This is a genomic window from Hahella chejuensis KCTC 2396 (assembly GCF_000012985.1).
GTDB classification, from domain to species: domain Bacteria; phylum Pseudomonadota; class Gammaproteobacteria; order Pseudomonadales; family Oleiphilaceae; genus Hahella; species Hahella chejuensis.
The window spans coordinates 1,340,106-1,354,908 of record NC_007645.1 but is presented as its reverse complement, the minus strand read 5'-3'; the positions used below and the strand labels follow the sequence as shown (position 1 = coordinate 1,354,908).

The window sequence follows — 14,803 nt, the reverse complement described above, 5'->3', positions numbered from 1 at the left end:
ATCTACTTACATGAACAATCCGTCGAATCTCCAAAAAAAACAGCCTGTTACTCTATCCCATAATTCAACTGACGCTCAGGACGCCGCCGCGACGAACAGCTTCGCCGCGCGCCTGCTGACATGGTTCGACCAACATGGTCGCCATGACCTGCCCTGGCAAGATCCACGCACGCCTTATCACGTATGGATATCGGAGATCATGCTGCAGCAAACCCAGGTCAGCACGGTGATCCCCTACTTCATCAAATTCATGGAGAGCTTTCCCACTGTCGCGGCGTTAGCAGAGGCGGATCAGGATACGGTGCTATCTCACTGGGCCGGTCTGGGGTACTACGCTCGGGCGCGCAACTTACATAAAGCCGCCAAGACGATAGTGGAGAAATTCAACGGAGAGTTTCCCAACACGCTGGAAACAATTCAGGAGCTACCCGGTATCGGTCGCTCCACCGCCGGCGCCATTCTGTCCATGGGCTTCGGTATTCGCGCCCCTATTCTGGACGGCAACGTAAAGCGCGTGCTTTGTCGCCATGACGCCATAGAAGGCTGGCCGGGGAAACGGGAAATCGAAACCCGCCTGTGGGAGTTAGCGGACGCTTACACACCGGAAGAGCGCGTCACAGATTACACTCAGGCGATCATGGACCTGGGAGCCACCCTTTGCACCCGCAGCAAACCCGCCTGCGCTCGATGTCCCATGGAGACCACCTGTCAGGGACTGGCGCAGGATATGACGGACCAGTTGCCGACGCCCAAAGCCGGCAAGAAGATCCCCACCCACGAGCGCTTCGTGCTGGTGCTGCAAAATGAAGACGGACATATCCTGTTGGAGCGCAGACCACCTACGGGAATTTGGGGAGGGCTCTGGTCGCTACCGGAAAGCGAAAAGAACATGGACCTGCCGGACGCTCTGCAAAGCTGGAAGGAGCACAAGCGTCTGCAGCTGACGCAATATGAACTGGCGTCGCCGTTCCGTCACACCTTTTCTCACTATCATTTGATTCTGAAGCCGGTCATCGCTTCTACAGCCGATATTGAGCGGCCCGACGACCTTGCGTTCATCGTTGGAGAATCCGACAGTCAGTGGTTCGATCCGGACCAGGAACTTCCCGGCCTGCCCGCTCCTATAGAGAAGTGGCTCAGTCAGAAATCGCTGGACAGGCAAAAGCGCCTGCTTTGACAGCTTTGTTATAATCGAATCCAATCACACTCAGATAATTGAAACTACACGAAACCCAATAAAGGATAAGCAACATGGCGCGAATGGTATTCTGCAAAAAGTATCAGCAAGAACTCGAAGGCCTCGCCCTGCCCCCCATGCCGGGCGCCCGCGGCAAGGAACTGTTCGAGACTGTTTCCAAGAAAGCGTGGCAGGAGTGGCTGCAACACCAGACCATGCTCATCAACGAAAAGCGCTTAAACCTGATGGACCCGGACGCCCGCACCTACCTCACCGAGCAGATGGAGAAGTTCCTCAACAACGAAAATTTCGACGCTGCGGAAGGCTTTGTTCCTAAAGACTAAAAAATTAAAAAAATATGCTTGACCTTTTTTCTCCCAGAGGTTTAAATACGCGCCGTCGCCCAGATAGCTCAGTCGGTAGAGCAGGGGATTGAAAATCCCCGTGTCGGTGGTTCGATTCCGCCTCTGGGCACCACCATTCTAAAAGCCTGCATTTATATGCGGGCTTTTTTCGTTTCTAGCCCAAGAAAATCCACGCCAATAAAGAGCTTAGCAATTCACACGCCCGGCAAGCTCAACCCCCCCCTTCCCTTTCAAAACTCCAAAAAAGTAAAAGAAACCACCCCTTCTTCTTTTATCGTCATGAGTGGATGTGTCAACAAAGTGTCAACGCAATTTCACCGTCGACACTTAAAAGCGCCTGATCGCCTCAATGTCTCATTTTTTAGCACCATTCCTATTGGTTTATTCGATAATGAGATTTCAACACTTTCGCATTTGCAATGAATTTTGTAAGTCATCATCGATTCACCTCATTGGGCTTAACGCTTTGCTTTAGCGCAGCCGAAACATAGCGAAGCGGCGTGTAGGCTGTCCCAGCCACGCAGTGGCGACAACAGCAACTTGTTATGCGATTTCTGAAAACTTAACATCCGTTGGTTCCAATTTCTTCAGTTCACGAGATTTATTTACTATTTCATCTATGAATCGGAGTACATCCTCGCCTGACTCGAGCAATTTCACCATTCTGGAGGTAAATTCTTTAAGCTCTATTTCCCACTCTGCATCATGAGGATTACTTAGCACCTGATTGAAATATGAAATAGCTTCGTTTTTGTCCTTGGTGAGAACACATGACATACCTTGATGAAACTCACCCCATAACGTTGGCCTATGATCTTGAAACGAGGAAATTACATAATCTTTCGTTGATCTTGGACTAGATAACCGTTCTCGCATTTCTAGCACTTTAGCTTTGGCTAATTCCGCAAGTTCTTGAGCTTGAGACTCAAACTGCTCATCGGACTTATACTCAACAAAACCTGCTTCTCTATAGCCAATATCGAATGCGAAGTATTCTTTTGGATACCATTGAAAATTAACTCCTACATTTAAGTATGTGCCTTTTGACCAAGCTGAAGGTTGAAATTCAATTACCGTAACCCACCAACCATTGTCATCTAACCAAACCCTCGACTGGCCTTTTCGCTTAACTCCAACAGGCTTCAAAGTTTGCCTTGCTACTCTGTTGATGATTTTACTATGTGGAGGTGTGCTCATGATCTCCCTTTCGCATAACGCCTAGCTCACCAATTCCGGTGCAGCTATTTGTTATGAGAAGTTCTAGCATGGCGATTCAATGCGCCTCTTCTTTTTCACAATAATACTCTACTGTTTTTCTTTCCTGCGTTGGCTCTACAATCAAATCTACGGGTACAAGAAGCGTATCTGCTGCCAACGAAAGAGGGAAGTCAACGACCATTATCACAGTCAGAAAAGGAATCATAATTACTGAAGATATTACATCACCACCATTATCTGACTTTAACCCATCTAATAATGTCGGCATTCCACACCCAAACGAAGTCCAGTGCGACATACCTGAATATACATGCCCCTTTTGATCTATTTCTGGGCGAAGGTTGATACCTTTACTTATTGCCGTGGAACAGCCTTGTAAAAATATGACTAGCAGAATTGTGTATCTCATAGTTCTCTTCTAAGACTCATAACGCAAAGCTAAACGGCATCACGTAGCCTGTCTGGTGGAGGCCGTGCTTTTTTACGGCTGGAACGAATTTTAGCGCTTTGTTAGGCATGCTACTTACTGCGGTAAAAATCATACCATTTACCTGAGTTTTTACCCTTTTTAAACGATACATCCATATCGTGAGGCACGTCTGCTAGCTCTCCGATTTCTGGAAATAACCGGCATGCTTCTTCCAACGTTTTTTGAACCATATCAGATCGTTCATGCTCTTTCGCACACATGAAGGCCCATACACACTGTTCTTCTGGTAGATGATGCACCCAATGTAATTCAGCACCGTCCATCAAATGACAACAAACTAATACTCCTTCATCAGCGTTTTCTTTTAATGGGTAGTCATTCATTTGGACGTCTGCGTGGAGCCGTTTGTTATGTGCCGACTTCATTTAGATATGCCTCTAATCCTTCAATTTCCGATTTAACCGCAAGTATTGGATCATTTTTAAGAAAAAGCACATCGCTTAAATATGGCTTTGCGCTTGAGCCAATATAACGAATGGTGCGCACGGCATTTATTCTAACTTTTACTCGTTCGCTTTTTATAGCCGTTAGTAGAATGTTCATGGCATCATCAACGAATGGCTCGGGCCTAACCAGAGCTCTAACTATTACAATTTGAGTTTCCTCGGATGCCGATAAAAATATTTCATTTAAAATAGCTATTGCTTCTTTCGTTGGCTGAACACGTTCAAATTTTGGTGATGGCTCACCTATTGGACACCTACACCTTCCACCTTCATTACCACGCCATAGCTCGCCGAGTTTTTGTATTCGATTATTCCGCTTTTTCTCACTCGTGAGATTAGACGCAAGATCTCTAGCCTGCTGCTCGAATTCTTTTTGTCGACTTTCAATTCTAATCATATATTTATCTATGAACTCATCTTACACATAACATTTGTATATCGCGCATGCGCATTTTTCCATTCCAATATTTTGAAGATAGTTCCTCCAGCCCACTGATTCCAGTGTAAAGCCCCAGAAAGTCAAACTACCTCACTTACAAGAAACCGTGCGTGCGCATATACACTTTCTTGGGTGTCTCGTTATCACAACAGGTTAGCTCGCAAGTTATTGAATCAAAGCACTTTTCAAAACAACATCATCATAAAACCGAGCCATTCGGTACGAAAAAGCGTGCGGCTTTCCAGTCACGTGAGAAATAAACTGTATTTATATACAGTCAAACATAAAAAAATTACCTGTCTCCATCACAACGTCTTACACCAGATTAACTGTTACAACTTAGTTCTAAATTATTCAGTAGTTGAAATCCTGATCTTTCCAAAGTCTGTCCCCCTTGGGGCTTAGAGTGTAACCCCAATTTCATAAACTCGGCATTTACTCAAATCGCGCAGGCGTGGGGAGGAGTGAAATTTTCAAAAGAAATGAGTGTAACCCTAACGTCATGAAAAAAATGATGAAACTAACAGAGATGGGCCAAGCTATTCATAGGCAGGAGAGTATCCAGTCTTCGTTATTGGTCTGTTTACTATTCATACAGTAGAGGGTATAAACTAGGCCTTGTGATATGTTCTTTGGTGAGGATAACGTCTATGAATAGAGTTCCACTTGGCAGGGCAATCAAGGACCCTAGAGTTTCAAACAACTTTTTAGACACATGTGCATTTGACCCAAAGTTTCCACCGGAAGATAAGATAGCAATAGATATATTAAATATTTATTTAAACCAAAGAAATTCTATTGTACTTCTAATAACCAGTTCAAATCTTAATGAAATTATGCATCCTAACACCCCTTCCGAAGTCAAGGATTTAGAACGGGGAAATGAATCATACAGTTGATGTTAATTTGACAGAGGGTGAAAAAGAGAAAATAAAATATTTAAATAAAATAATGAAAGGAAATTCTAATGGATACAAGCACGATTCGGATGCACTCCATGTCTTCCAGGCAGGCAAGTTTTTGGGGTACTTCATTACAGTTGACAAGCGTATACTGAAGCTAAGATCAGACCTAAATAGAATAAGTGGTGCAACTGTTGTTAAACCTTCAGAGTGGATGAGAATATATAATGAATGCAATGATTTACACCATATTATGAATGGTCATTGTACAAGGTCCTGAGCTTGACTCGCTCCGGATAAAGTCTTGCATTACTAGTAGTACATATAAAGCGAAGTTTGCAGCATCACTTAAGTTCCAACATTTTATCTTTTCAAATGCAGCGTGATTAGCTTGGCAGCAATGTCTCCGGTTGTTGAGGACCTACTGATTTCTCCTTCGCCATGGGGGTGGCTCGTCTTCGTAGCCGCCAACTCCTGAACCACCCCTATCAGATCCGCAATCACCTGCAACGCATTTACGCTCCTGCTCCCCGTAGTGGCTGCCTACTCTTAGATCTGTCGGCTGCGCAGGCGATGTAAGTATGGGCTTGTAGTTTTGCGTGCGTTGTCTCTGATCGTAGAGGAACGCGAACTCCACGGTATGCTCGCTGAGCTTGGTTTGGTAGTGTTCCGGACTATCCAAGGTTTCCATGCGTCAGTGAGCACTGGTGTGGCGATGTTCCCGTGTATCTCCCACAGCTAGCCGCCTTTAGCGCTCACGCGCTGGTGCATTGCTTCAGATTTCAGCCAAACAAGTTCTTAGATAATAAGCTTAACTAGTCTAACAAGACTATACTTTCCATAGCATGAGAGCCGTATGTACCTAGTTATGAAGCACGGTTATTTTCAGTGGGATATTAGTTAATTATCAGGAGAATGCAATGAACGGTAATAAATTACTCTGTGATATTTCTCGCAGCGCATTCGAAGAAATAAATAAACTTCTTTCTCTAGATCAAGAACTTGCTCAAGACTTACGAGCTAGTGCTACCACGTCACGACAATTTATTCGCGAAGAGTGTATCACCGCCTTGATGGCGGCTAGATTAGTAAGAGATTATAAAGCTCAAGTCAAAATTGTCTTATTCACAGGTAATGAAGAAAAGAAATGTGGTGCTGACTGGTATTGGCGATTCGAACGTGAGAATGGAGCCATACATGCATGCGTACAAGCCAAGCGAGTTGGGCGAAACTATTTCGATCAACCAGACTCAAAAGGGAGCGTAATTTTTACTAATGAGCAGCTAGAAAAGCTCAATACTAACCTTGATAAATATCAGGCTAAAATAAAGCAATTAGATGCATGGGTTGCTACATTTGCCAGGGCTAATTTATCACCTCCTTGTGGATATGAAGAATTGAACTTATGCCCACTTCATATGCATTGTGGCGAATGTAACGATATCGGTTATGAAGGTGATAATCGCTTCTCATCTCTATGGATAGCTAAAGCTGAGAAGATTCTTAAACGTATTAACGGTAAATCTATTACGATGAGAATTAACAATATAGTTGAACAGTCTATACGCCTAGACTGTCTGCTTCCGTGTATTGGGGATGAAAGCTCAGAACATGGGCCTGCAAGTAAGGGTTTTGTTCTGAGTAAGCTAAGCCAAACTTTTGATGACTGTGTAGAAGTCATCCAAAAAGATAAGAAGCTAAGTGATAGCTTTGAGGGCGCTATGCTTATCAAAATTTGAATTTGCTCTCAGCTTATGGCGGATAATAGTTGAAAAAGCAGATCATACGGCTACTCTCAACTTAGAATAGCCGTATCACATAAGCCCTGATATTTGCTTCTGTAAGTTTCCCGCTCTGCTCGCCTGGCCGCTATGGCTCCCACTGCTTGATGGCGTCCCGCTTCCTCCTCCGTGTGTGTGGCTCGCCGTCGTGGCCGCCAACTCCTGAACCACCCCGATCAGATCCGCAATCACCTGCAACACGTCCACACCCCCGCCGCCCATGGCGATGGTTGGCACTTGGATGGTCACGGCGGCGCTGGCTTTTAGTTCTATCACTTGCGCTTGAATCTTCCTCGCCGCGCTGGCGATGTCGGTATGGCTTCCCTGAACGGTTATGGTTTTGTTGGCGCTGGTTTACGTGTCGTTGCCACTGATTGTTGCGGAGCATGAGCCACCCACCGTGGCGCTGTCGTCGCCTTGGATCGACGCTTTTCGGTTGCGAGCGACGGCCTGGTTAAGATCGGCTGCAGTGGTCAGGTTCAGGTTATCCGCCGCCGATAGGTTGGCGTGGCCGCCGCTCAGTAGTTTTAACGCGCCCAGGGCTTCCAACGTCTTTATGCCGCCCACATGCTCCACGCCATGTTCGCTGACCTCGGTCTAGCTGCCCTGGTAATGCTCCTGGTTGTTCAAAATATTCGTGAGTTGATAACTACCACCCCATATATCAATTAGTTCTATATGCGCACCAGAATTCAGGCTACCTTTAACACATATTAAACCATCACCCATATCAAATATTTTTCTAACAACAGGGAGAAATATTGAAACATGAAAGAAATCCATTTTAGAGGTCCATTTAGGCTTCTTGGCGAAGAGGAAAGCACCTCATTAATATTTAATCAAACTGAAGGAGTAAGTGGCGTATACCTGTGGTGCATAAAATGTGAAGGGAGTTTTTTCAGAGTTTACTAAGTACCTAAACGAAATTAATCTTATATTCCTGTCCAAACTTTGACAGGATGTCGTTCACTGACTCTTTCAGCCTGTCGAAAGTCTCATACGAATCCAAAGGCAGCCAGCTGTACTTCACCTTTCGCCACAAGATCTCTATCAGGTTTAGCTCCGGTGAATATTTCGGCAAATAGATCGGCCAGATGCCTTTATCCATCCAATCCAACCTATGTCGGCGAAACTCCGCAGAGCGATGCATGGAGGCGTTGTCCAGAAGCACCACAGCAGGCTTAAGCGGATCTTTACTCTCCGCCAGCTTATTAAAAAGCGCTACGACTTTGGCGGAATCCACCCGCTCCTCTGTGGCATGGAATATCAGCTTCTGGCGGCGACTCATAAACCCCAGAACGTTCAGTCTCTTATTGTGTGGATAGGATTTCATTTGCGTCGGCTTCCCCACAGGGCTCCAGCCATAAGGTAAGTTAGAACGTTGACTAAAGCCTGATTCATCAAAGTAGTAAAGCTCGATTTCGCCCGCATCCTCCCAGGATTGAAGATCTTTCACAAAGCCCTGAAACTGGCGGAAGGCGTCTTCATCCCGAAGCGCGCGCAGCGAAAAGCGGAATCGCTTGAAGCTATACTTTGATTTTTTTTAAGTTCCGTTTAACGGTCTCCAGACTGGCGCTTTTTCCAGTTTCTTTTTCCAGACGTACCTGGACGTCTCGTAGTTGTTGGGGCTGCTCGTCAATCCACTTACAAACCTTTTCTTGTTCCTGCTCCGTGTAAATGGGCGGTCTTCCCGGGGAGGCGTCGCTAATGAGGCCGCATATTCCCATGCTTTCCCACTGCTCAATCCAGATCGAAATGGTGTTGCGGTGGAAGTCGATAATGTCGGCAATTTTATCGATTTTATACCCTTTATTGCTGAGCAATATGGCGTGACAGCGAATACGGAAGCGGGAGCTCGGGCTGTAGCGAAATCCATCGGTAAGAGTCTTTATTTCAGCGGGCTTAAGATGATTGACGTACTTCACGGTGCAAAATATGATCAGATTGAGTGGTCGTAAGTCGCCTATTTTATTAGGAAATTTTTATTTTGCTACTTACGTAGGTGAAGCACAGGATATCAACTATCGATTGAGGGAACACTTAAAGAGGCATTTAAACGGAGATTACACAGGGCATTGCATCGAATCATTAAAATCAAATACAAAAATCCTAATGCATCGCGCTGGAGAAGGAATGGTACCCAGATTTTCCCATATAGACGCCAGAGAGTTTAACCAAAGATTCGCCGAGGAGTTATATATATTCTATGCCAACATACCATTGACCGGAGATCCTCGCAACGACAAATGGTATCGATGCAGACTTGAAGCGGGCATATACCTTCATATTGAAAATTGTGGACAAAACATACTATCCGTTGGCCATATCAGGTACTGGAAAAGTGAAAAAGAGGAGGTCCACATTAACACTGAGGAAGCGACAATTGAGTACCTTACAAACCAAAAAATACCAATCTAGAGCAGGAGCGTTTGGACGAAGGCCCTCTCTCGCTTCTTCGATAACATATTTAACTCTTTCTACATATGATATGATTAGTCCTATAACATTTTCCCGATCGCTGAGCGATTCCGATTCAAGCAATGCTTTAAATCTATCTATATTTTCATAAACGGCTTTCAATGAAACTATCATGGTATCATTGTCTATATCATCCATTGCCATTAAATATTAGCTTACAGCCACATCAGCATTTCTGAACTATCCACCTATTAATCAAAATCGTCAAATGCATCTGTCCAAGTGCGGTTGAACCGCTTAGTGAATGTCTCGTCATCAACATATGGGGAAAAATTTCTATATTTCATGGACATGACAAGAGTCTGACTTTTATTGTTGTTCCCAATTTGGCGTAATATATGGACAGCATCATGATAATCCGCGTCCCGACGCCACGCTCCACTAAGCTTCATTCCCAATAGTTCATACCAACTCGCAGTATATACAACTAAATTTGGGTGCATGAAAATTTGCTTATTGCTCTTGGTTTGTAATCCAAAAAAGGAAACGCCGTCATTAAGCCAAGCGTGCTGCCCCTTTGGTAACTTTTGCTCTTCCGCGACTTGGTCCACTAACTCACTAATTAGTTCTTTATCTTTAGGGGGAATGATGACATCGATATCTCGTGTCATACGTCTGCTTCCAAACATCAGAACACTAATCACTCCACCAGCAGCTACTAGCTCTACTCGGCGATTTCGTTCTTTTAATAGTTGGGCGAGTCGTGATAGTGCTTTCTCAATGACTTCTTTAGAAAGAGTGCCGTTACCTGGGTCGTAATATTTTTTCAAAATAAGATTCCTCGGTTAAATAAAAAACATGAAATTCTTCGCTACCAATAAATTTCTTTTTTCGAATGGCGGACAAAATTGCTCATCCTCTAAAAGCCTATCGCTTTGAAGCTTCACAATACTTTCTACTGCACCAATTTCTTTACACCATGAAGGTATTTTTTGAGAGCTGTTGTGAGGTGGAGCGTTTAGCACCTCTACAAGCCGTTCCAATATACTTGCTTTGATAGCTAGGCTTAATTTATCCGTCTCTACCGGTTTTGGGACGACATCACATTCCAGTCCTTCCCTATACCAGTCGAGAACTAAATCAGAGAAAGAAATTTCATCACCTGACAGTAGATAATCCTTCATCTTATCAAGCACTTGAGTGGCTCTTTTTTGGGATGCATTCTGAGCTTCGAAGCTTTCTCGAATAATTTCTGGATGTTTAATAGCGATTTTGACTAAAGCTTTGGCAGAGCCGGAAGGCGACCTCCGATTTTGCTCCCACTCCTGCAATGTCCTAACAGAAATTTGCAACGCCTTAGCAAAGTCTCTTTGAGATAGACCGGCTTTTAGCCTCGCTCCGCTAATTTCACTATTCATCATTTGCCTCTCCAGCAGATTAAACTGAGTTTTGGCACATTGTACGTCAATGACGTACAAACGAGAACACCCTAGCTATAAAGCCACGGCAGGGTTAATAAAACGCTGGTTTTATTAATGAGTTCAGGAATTGCTCAAAACCATAGCTTAAATATTTCAGGCCAATTCTACTGAGTGGAACGACAGGAAAATGCTAGCCTGGGGACAGGTCAGGTTACACAGCGCAAACGGGTATCTCAGCTTAGAGAGTTATGAAGCATCGAAAATCGCTTAATGACGCGTCTAATCTTTGTGGACAGGATCAGTCATCACCGAAGACTCTAAATGTGACTACTGAACGCGAAAGATGCGCCATTTTCAGTTCCTTGCTATTACGTCCGTTCACTAAATGGCGCCACTCTACCTCAATTATTCCTGCAATTTAATTCATCACCCAAAGTTGAGGCGCAAACTGAGCAGCAAGCGCCAGACAAGCTGGCTCCTCACTGCCTACATAAAGCGCTCACCTGCTCTCCAACAACCAAACCGTCTCCGACACTTCATTCAACTCTCTCAAGCCGCCTTCAACTCCAACCGTTGCAAGTGCTGTTAACGCATAGCTGTCGGCGTAGTGATGTTGAACTTCTTCGGCGCTTATCGAAAATGGAGGGCCTTCCATTTGGGTTTGATCGTACTGATAGCAGAGCATGAGTTGGGGGGCGTTATTGGTGAGCGCCATAAGGTGTTTGGCGTAGCTGTCCCGCATGGGTTTCGGTAGCGCCACCAGAGCGGCGCGATCGTAGGTGGCGTCGACATGCCCTAGTGTTTCAACGGTTAGATCGAAGAAGTCACCAACGATAATATCCAGGTTCTCTGCGCTGTAGCGTTTGCCCGCGACGATTTCTGATATTGCAGGCGTCACGCCCAGTTCCTTGAAAAACTGCTCAATGGCCATTTCACTTAGCTCACAGCCAACCACGCGATGACCTTGCGAGAGTAACCAGGAGATGTCCAAGGTTTTACCGCACAAAGGCACAAACACACGACTGCCCTTGGCCAGATCCAGCCTGTTAAAATGAGCCACCAACAGTGGATTGGCTTCGCATTGATGAAAGGCGATACTGTTTTCCGCCCATCTCTCATGCCAGAAATTTGCATCCATAATGATTCCTCTTGTAGCCGATAAAGGAACATCGCGCCGATATATAACAAGACTACACGTTCCCCCTTCGAATGTGTGGAGATTGCATACAAGCTCAAGTCGACTTGAGGTCAAGCATAAATGCCGGACAGAAAAAACATGGATATCGGCGAGGTCGTCAAGCTATCTGGACTGCCCGCTTCCACCTTGCGTTTTTACGAGGAGAAGCAGCTTATCCAGCCCATAGGCAGACATGGCCTGCGCAGGGTTTACGACGCAGGTGACTTGCGTTGATTTCATTGGGGCGTAACGCCGGATTTTCCCTGGAGGCTGTTATTAACCCGAACAATTTCTGAACACTCGAATATTTTCGATCGTCTTGCCACGCAGTGGCTATCATGAGCGGTTGATTCGGTTATCATTTGTGGATGCAGACGATCACTCGAAAACCTTATCCAACCAATGTCAGCGATGAAGAATGGGCTTTTGTAGCGCCCTATCTGGCGCTGATGCCCGAATCTTCCGCGCACCGCGTGCACGACTTGCGCGAGGTCTTTAACGCCCTTCGTTATATTGCCCGGGGCGGTTTGCTCTGGCGCCAGATGCCGCACGACCTGCCGCCCTGGCAGGTCGTATACCAGCAAACCCGCCGCTGGATTGAAGCGGGCGTGTTTGAAGCCTTGTTGCATGATTTGCGCGAGTTGATCCGGATTGCTGACAAACGCAACGCCCAGCCCAGCCCAGCCCAGCGCCATGATCCTCGACAGCCGGACTTTACAGTCGACACCGGAAAGCGGGGCGCGCGCCGGTTACGATGGCGCCAAGCGCCGCAAGGGTTCAAAAGTGCATCTGGCGGTCGATACGCTGGGGCAGTTGCTGGCGTTGCGGATCCCACCTGCTAACGAGCAGGACCAGGATCAGGTGGCGGCTCTGGCTGAGCAGGTGCAGAAAGTGACGGGCGAGTCGGTGGAAGTGGCCTTCGTCGATCAAGGCTATACCGGCGAATCGGCGGCCCGGCAAGCCGAACAGCATGGCATTCGGTTAGAGGAGGTCAAGCACACTGAGGCGAAGAAGGGCTTTATTTTGCTGCCGCGGCGTTGGGTGGTGGAACGCAGCTTTGGCTGGATGGCGCGCTTTCGGCGGTTGAGCCGGGATTATGAGCGTCTGTCGACCGTACTGGCGGGCTTTCACTTCATTGCATTCGTGTGCCTGATGCTACCGACGGCGATGAAGGCATTGGCGGCTTCAGGGGTGTCTATGAATTGAGTGGGTTAATAACAGCTTCTAGCGCTCTGATTTTCGATCAGCACCAAGCCAACTTCCCTATCTCACCGCGGCTTTAGCTCCATTAGCATCGCTCAAAACCGGCTCATATTGGGGCATTTTCAGCTGCCCGGACAGGGGCCCCTCGGCCATCTTCGTCGACTCTTTCGTTGCATCCTTCTGCTTTAAATTCATTTCTATCCCGAGGCGCACGCCTCAAGTGTATCTGTACCATTATGAAAGCTTCCAATCCACAGCCAGGCGCTTTGGTTCAGTTCGCCCAGTACATGAATTCCTGTAACACGTCTTCAAACAGCGCCGTTCCGCCGGGTGTCGGACCGGACTCAACGTCCCGGTCATCCCCAGTTGCCCCAGCAGACGTAGAGAGCTATATGCCAACATCGCCAGCCGTAACACCAAGTCGTTTACCGCAAACTTGTCCGAAGATAATCGCTCCAGATACAGATCACTTTTAATCTCACTAATGACTCGCCGTTCTACCCAGCTGTCCCCATCATGCCGACATTCCACATATTCCACCCAAAAGGCTTCCCGCTTACCCTCGCGGACCTCTCGTCATTGTCCTTCCGCCAATTGGACACAAAAGGCCATATCCCGGCCTTCGCTACGGGGATTCCCTTTGACGACATATCCATCCGCTCGCGCCTGTTCACGTTGCTGGCGTAGCGCCCAAAGATACTTCTGGTTGCAGAAGCCACTGACTTGCCAAATCAGCAGGGGCTCTGTGGTCAGCGCCTGAGCCCGCGGCAACACTCGCCGTAAAAACCCATCGCTGTCCTTCATGCTGTGTTGCTTGCCCGGACGCATCCAGCCCCTGACACCAGCCTTCACTCCCCAGATAGGCGGCGATCGGCGTGTAACCATCCACTTGCTGACAGGTGCGTGACACGCCTTATTTGCGGGTATCGCTGTTTCCATCACAAAGGTGTCTATATCCAGGCGCACATAACCGACCGCGGCCCCCGATTCCATGCTGACCGGAGCCTCAGTCCCTCTTCAGCAACTCCACACTAGACCCGACCAGATGCTCGGACAAGCCTTGCTCGGCCAATTGCTCAAAACGTTGCCGTACCACTCGCTACTGGGCGCCTTCTCCACTTTGAGCAGTTTGCGGAAGGCCAAGCCGACATGGCTGGTCAGGTTCTTGTGGCTGGAGCGTAGATGAATTCGGGACATGGCGCTTACTGGGCGAATGGACGACGGGGATATTTTGCCATAATATTCAGTGTGTTAAAGGTTATATTACTGACAGGGCCACGGATTCAGGTATTCATTAATGCCTACTCAATCAGAGCTTTATCAATTACTCGCCGACGCAGTGCTGGTGCTGCATGTGTTTGTGGCTACCTTTGTTATCGCAGGTCTGGTTCTGATTCTTATCGGCAATTGGCGACACTGGAGTTGGGTAAACGGCTGGTGGTTCCGAATCGCTCATCTGGCGGCGATTGCAATCGTTGTGGCGGAATCCTGGCTAGGTATCGCCTGCCCGCTCACCACCCTGGAAGTATGGTTGCGGGAGCAAGCCAATATCGGCGCATACAGCGGCGGTTTTATAGAGTACTGGTTTCAACGCCTGCTCTTCTATGACGCCCCGTCCTGGGCCTTCACCCTGGCTTACTCCCTGTTCGGCTTGGCGGTGGTGGCCTCCTGGGTATATTTTCCTCCTGGAAGGAAAGCCCATTCGCCACAGAGCCGTCACTATTAATCAGGCAGACAAATACTTCCTTCTATTTGTCGGAAACGAC

At 47.0% G+C, this 14,803-nt stretch carries 21 protein-coding genes, 1 tRNA gene and 2 pseudogenes; 9 read left to right on the top strand and 15 right to left on the bottom strand.

From position 1 onward, the window contains the following. Positions 1-10 precede the first annotated feature (10 nt). From mutY to HCH_RS06035, 3 genes are all read left to right on the top strand, one after another. Entirely contained in the window at positions 11-1,177 is a 1,167-nt protein-coding gene (gene mutY / locus HCH_RS06045) for an A/G-specific adenine glycosylase (protein WP_011395280.1), read from the top strand. 74 nt (positions 1,178-1,251) lie between these two features. After that, complete coding sequence (locus HCH_RS06040) at positions 1,252-1,521, top strand: oxidative damage protection protein (protein ID WP_011395279.1); 270 nt, start codon at positions 1,252-1,254, stop codon at positions 1,519-1,521. Between the two features lie 57 nt (positions 1,522-1,578). Continuing rightward, positions 1,579-1,654 (top strand) — tRNA-Phe (locus tag HCH_RS06035). Between the two features lie 431 nt (positions 1,655-2,085). On the opposite strand, the gene HCH_RS32150 is transcribed toward HCH_RS06035, so the two are convergent. The 4 genes from HCH_RS32150 to HCH_RS06020 all read right to left on the bottom strand — a co-directional run bounded on the left by HCH_RS32150 (position 2,086) and on the right by HCH_RS06020 (position 4,093). Further along, positions 2,086-2,739, bottom strand: a complete 654-nt coding sequence (locus HCH_RS32150) for a hypothetical protein (RefSeq protein ID WP_011395278.1) — start codon at positions 2,737-2,739, stop codon at positions 2,086-2,088. 76 nt (positions 2,740-2,815) lie between these two features. Beyond that, a complete protein-coding gene (locus HCH_RS32995) occupies positions 2,816-3,169 on the bottom strand; it encodes a YceK/YidQ family lipoprotein (protein WP_083769716.1) in 354 nt (117 codons plus the stop codon). 110 nt (positions 3,170-3,279) lie between these two features. Then, positions 3,280-3,573 (bottom strand): hypothetical protein, encoded by a 294-nt coding sequence (locus HCH_RS06025; protein ID WP_148212496.1) that lies wholly within the window; start codon positions 3,571-3,573, stop codon positions 3,280-3,282. Between the two features lie 25 nt (positions 3,574-3,598). After that, positions 3,599-4,093, bottom strand: a complete 495-nt coding sequence (locus tag HCH_RS06020; protein ID WP_041598457.1) for a hypothetical protein — start codon at positions 4,091-4,093, stop codon at positions 3,599-3,601. 692 nt (positions 4,094-4,785) lie between these two features. On the opposite strand from HCH_RS06020, the gene HCH_RS33595 reads away from it, so the two are divergent. The 3 genes from HCH_RS33595 to HCH_RS06010 all read left to right on the top strand — a co-directional run bounded on the left by HCH_RS33595 (position 4,786) and on the right by HCH_RS06010 (position 6,776). Then, positions 4,786-5,034, top strand: coding sequence for a hypothetical protein (locus HCH_RS33595; protein ID WP_148212495.1), 249 nt, complete (start codon positions 4,786-4,788; stop codon positions 5,032-5,034). Further along, complete coding sequence (locus HCH_RS06015) at positions 5,018-5,317, top strand: hypothetical protein (RefSeq protein WP_041598456.1); 300 nt, start codon at positions 5,018-5,020, stop codon at positions 5,315-5,317. Before HCH_RS33595 ends, HCH_RS06015 begins: the two co-directional genes overlap by 17 nt. 640 nt (positions 5,318-5,957) lie before the next feature. Continuing rightward, positions 5,958-6,776 carry a DUF6615 family protein gene (locus HCH_RS06010; RefSeq protein WP_011395276.1) on the top strand — a complete coding sequence of 273 codons (819 nt, stop codon included), beginning with the start codon at positions 5,958-5,960 and terminating at the stop codon, positions 6,774-6,776. 75 nt (positions 6,777-6,851) lie between these two features. Here the strand turns inward: HCH_RS06010 and HCH_RS34685 are convergent, their stop codons facing one another. From HCH_RS34685 to tmpT, 8 genes are all read right to left on the bottom strand, one after another. Continuing rightward, positions 6,852-7,094 (bottom strand): hypothetical protein, encoded by a 243-nt coding sequence (locus tag HCH_RS34685; protein ID WP_011395275.1) that lies wholly within the window; start codon positions 7,092-7,094, stop codon positions 6,852-6,854. A 78-nt stretch (positions 7,095-7,172) separates the two neighbouring features. Continuing rightward, entirely contained in the window at positions 7,173-7,385 is a 213-nt protein-coding gene (locus tag HCH_RS34680) for a hypothetical protein (RefSeq protein ID WP_238384973.1), read from the bottom strand. A gap of 349 nt (positions 7,386-7,734) precedes the next feature. Then, a complete protein-coding gene (locus tag HCH_RS06000) occupies positions 7,735-8,322 on the bottom strand; it encodes an IS630 family transposase (RefSeq protein WP_148212494.1) in 588 nt (195 codons plus the stop codon). 22 nt (positions 8,323-8,344) lie between these two features. Further along, positions 8,345-8,743 carry a helix-turn-helix domain-containing protein gene (locus HCH_RS05995; RefSeq protein WP_011395272.1) on the bottom strand — a complete coding sequence of 133 codons (399 nt, stop codon included), beginning with the start codon at positions 8,741-8,743 and terminating at the stop codon, positions 8,345-8,347. 385 nt (positions 8,744-9,128) lie between these two features. Beyond that, positions 9,129-9,440, bottom strand: coding sequence for a hypothetical protein (locus HCH_RS34130; RefSeq protein ID WP_158304930.1), 312 nt, complete (start codon positions 9,438-9,440; stop codon positions 9,129-9,131). Positions 9,441-9,487: 47 nt separating this feature from the next. Then, positions 9,488-10,066, bottom strand: coding sequence for a DUF6036 family nucleotidyltransferase (locus tag HCH_RS05985; RefSeq protein ID WP_011395271.1), 579 nt, complete (start codon positions 10,064-10,066; stop codon positions 9,488-9,490). A gap of 15 nt (positions 10,067-10,081) precedes the next feature. Further along, a complete protein-coding gene (locus HCH_RS32145; protein ID WP_011395270.1) occupies positions 10,082-10,657 on the bottom strand; it encodes a helix-turn-helix domain-containing protein in 576 nt (191 codons plus the stop codon). 499 nt (positions 10,658-11,156) lie between these two features. Beyond that, entirely contained in the window at positions 11,157-11,795 is a 639-nt protein-coding gene (gene tmpT, locus HCH_RS05975; RefSeq protein WP_011395269.1) for a thiopurine S-methyltransferase, read from the bottom strand. A 120-nt stretch (positions 11,796-11,915) separates the two neighbouring features. On the opposite strand from tmpT, the gene HCH_RS32990 reads away from it, so the two are divergent. Both HCH_RS32990 and HCH_RS05965 read left to right on the top strand, forming a co-directional pair. Continuing rightward, positions 11,916-12,068 (top strand): MerR family DNA-binding transcriptional regulator, encoded by a 153-nt coding sequence (locus HCH_RS32990; protein WP_011395268.1) that lies wholly within the window; start codon positions 11,916-11,918, stop codon positions 12,066-12,068. Positions 12,069-12,202: 134 nt separating this feature from the next. Further along, positions 12,203-13,040 (top strand): annotated as a pseudogene (locus HCH_RS05965) (IS5 family transposase). Positions 13,041-13,314: 274 nt separating this feature from the next. On the opposite strand, the pseudogene HCH_RS35160 reads toward HCH_RS05965, so the two are convergent. From HCH_RS35160 to HCH_RS33590, 3 genes and pseudogenes are all read right to left on the bottom strand, one after another. Then, positions 13,315-13,520, bottom strand: a pseudogene (locus HCH_RS35160) (IS1380 family transposase); the annotation flags it as partial. A gap of 93 nt (positions 13,521-13,613) precedes the next feature. Further along, positions 13,614-14,030, bottom strand: a complete 417-nt coding sequence (locus HCH_RS05960; RefSeq protein WP_011395264.1) for a hypothetical protein — start codon at positions 14,028-14,030, stop codon at positions 13,614-13,616. 24 nt (positions 14,031-14,054) lie between these two features. Next, the gene (locus HCH_RS33590; RefSeq protein ID WP_148212492.1) at positions 14,055-14,234 is read right to left on the bottom strand and encodes a hypothetical protein; all 180 of its coding nucleotides are present in this window, start codon (positions 14,232-14,234) and stop codon (positions 14,055-14,057) included. A 100-nt stretch (positions 14,235-14,334) separates the two neighbouring features. Here HCH_RS33590 and HCH_RS05950 point away from each other — a divergent pair, with 100 nt between their 5' ends. Next, entirely contained in the window at positions 14,335-14,763 is a 429-nt protein-coding gene (locus tag HCH_RS05950; protein WP_011395263.1) for a DUF2784 domain-containing protein, read from the top strand. Positions 14,764-14,803: the final 40 nt, after the last annotated feature.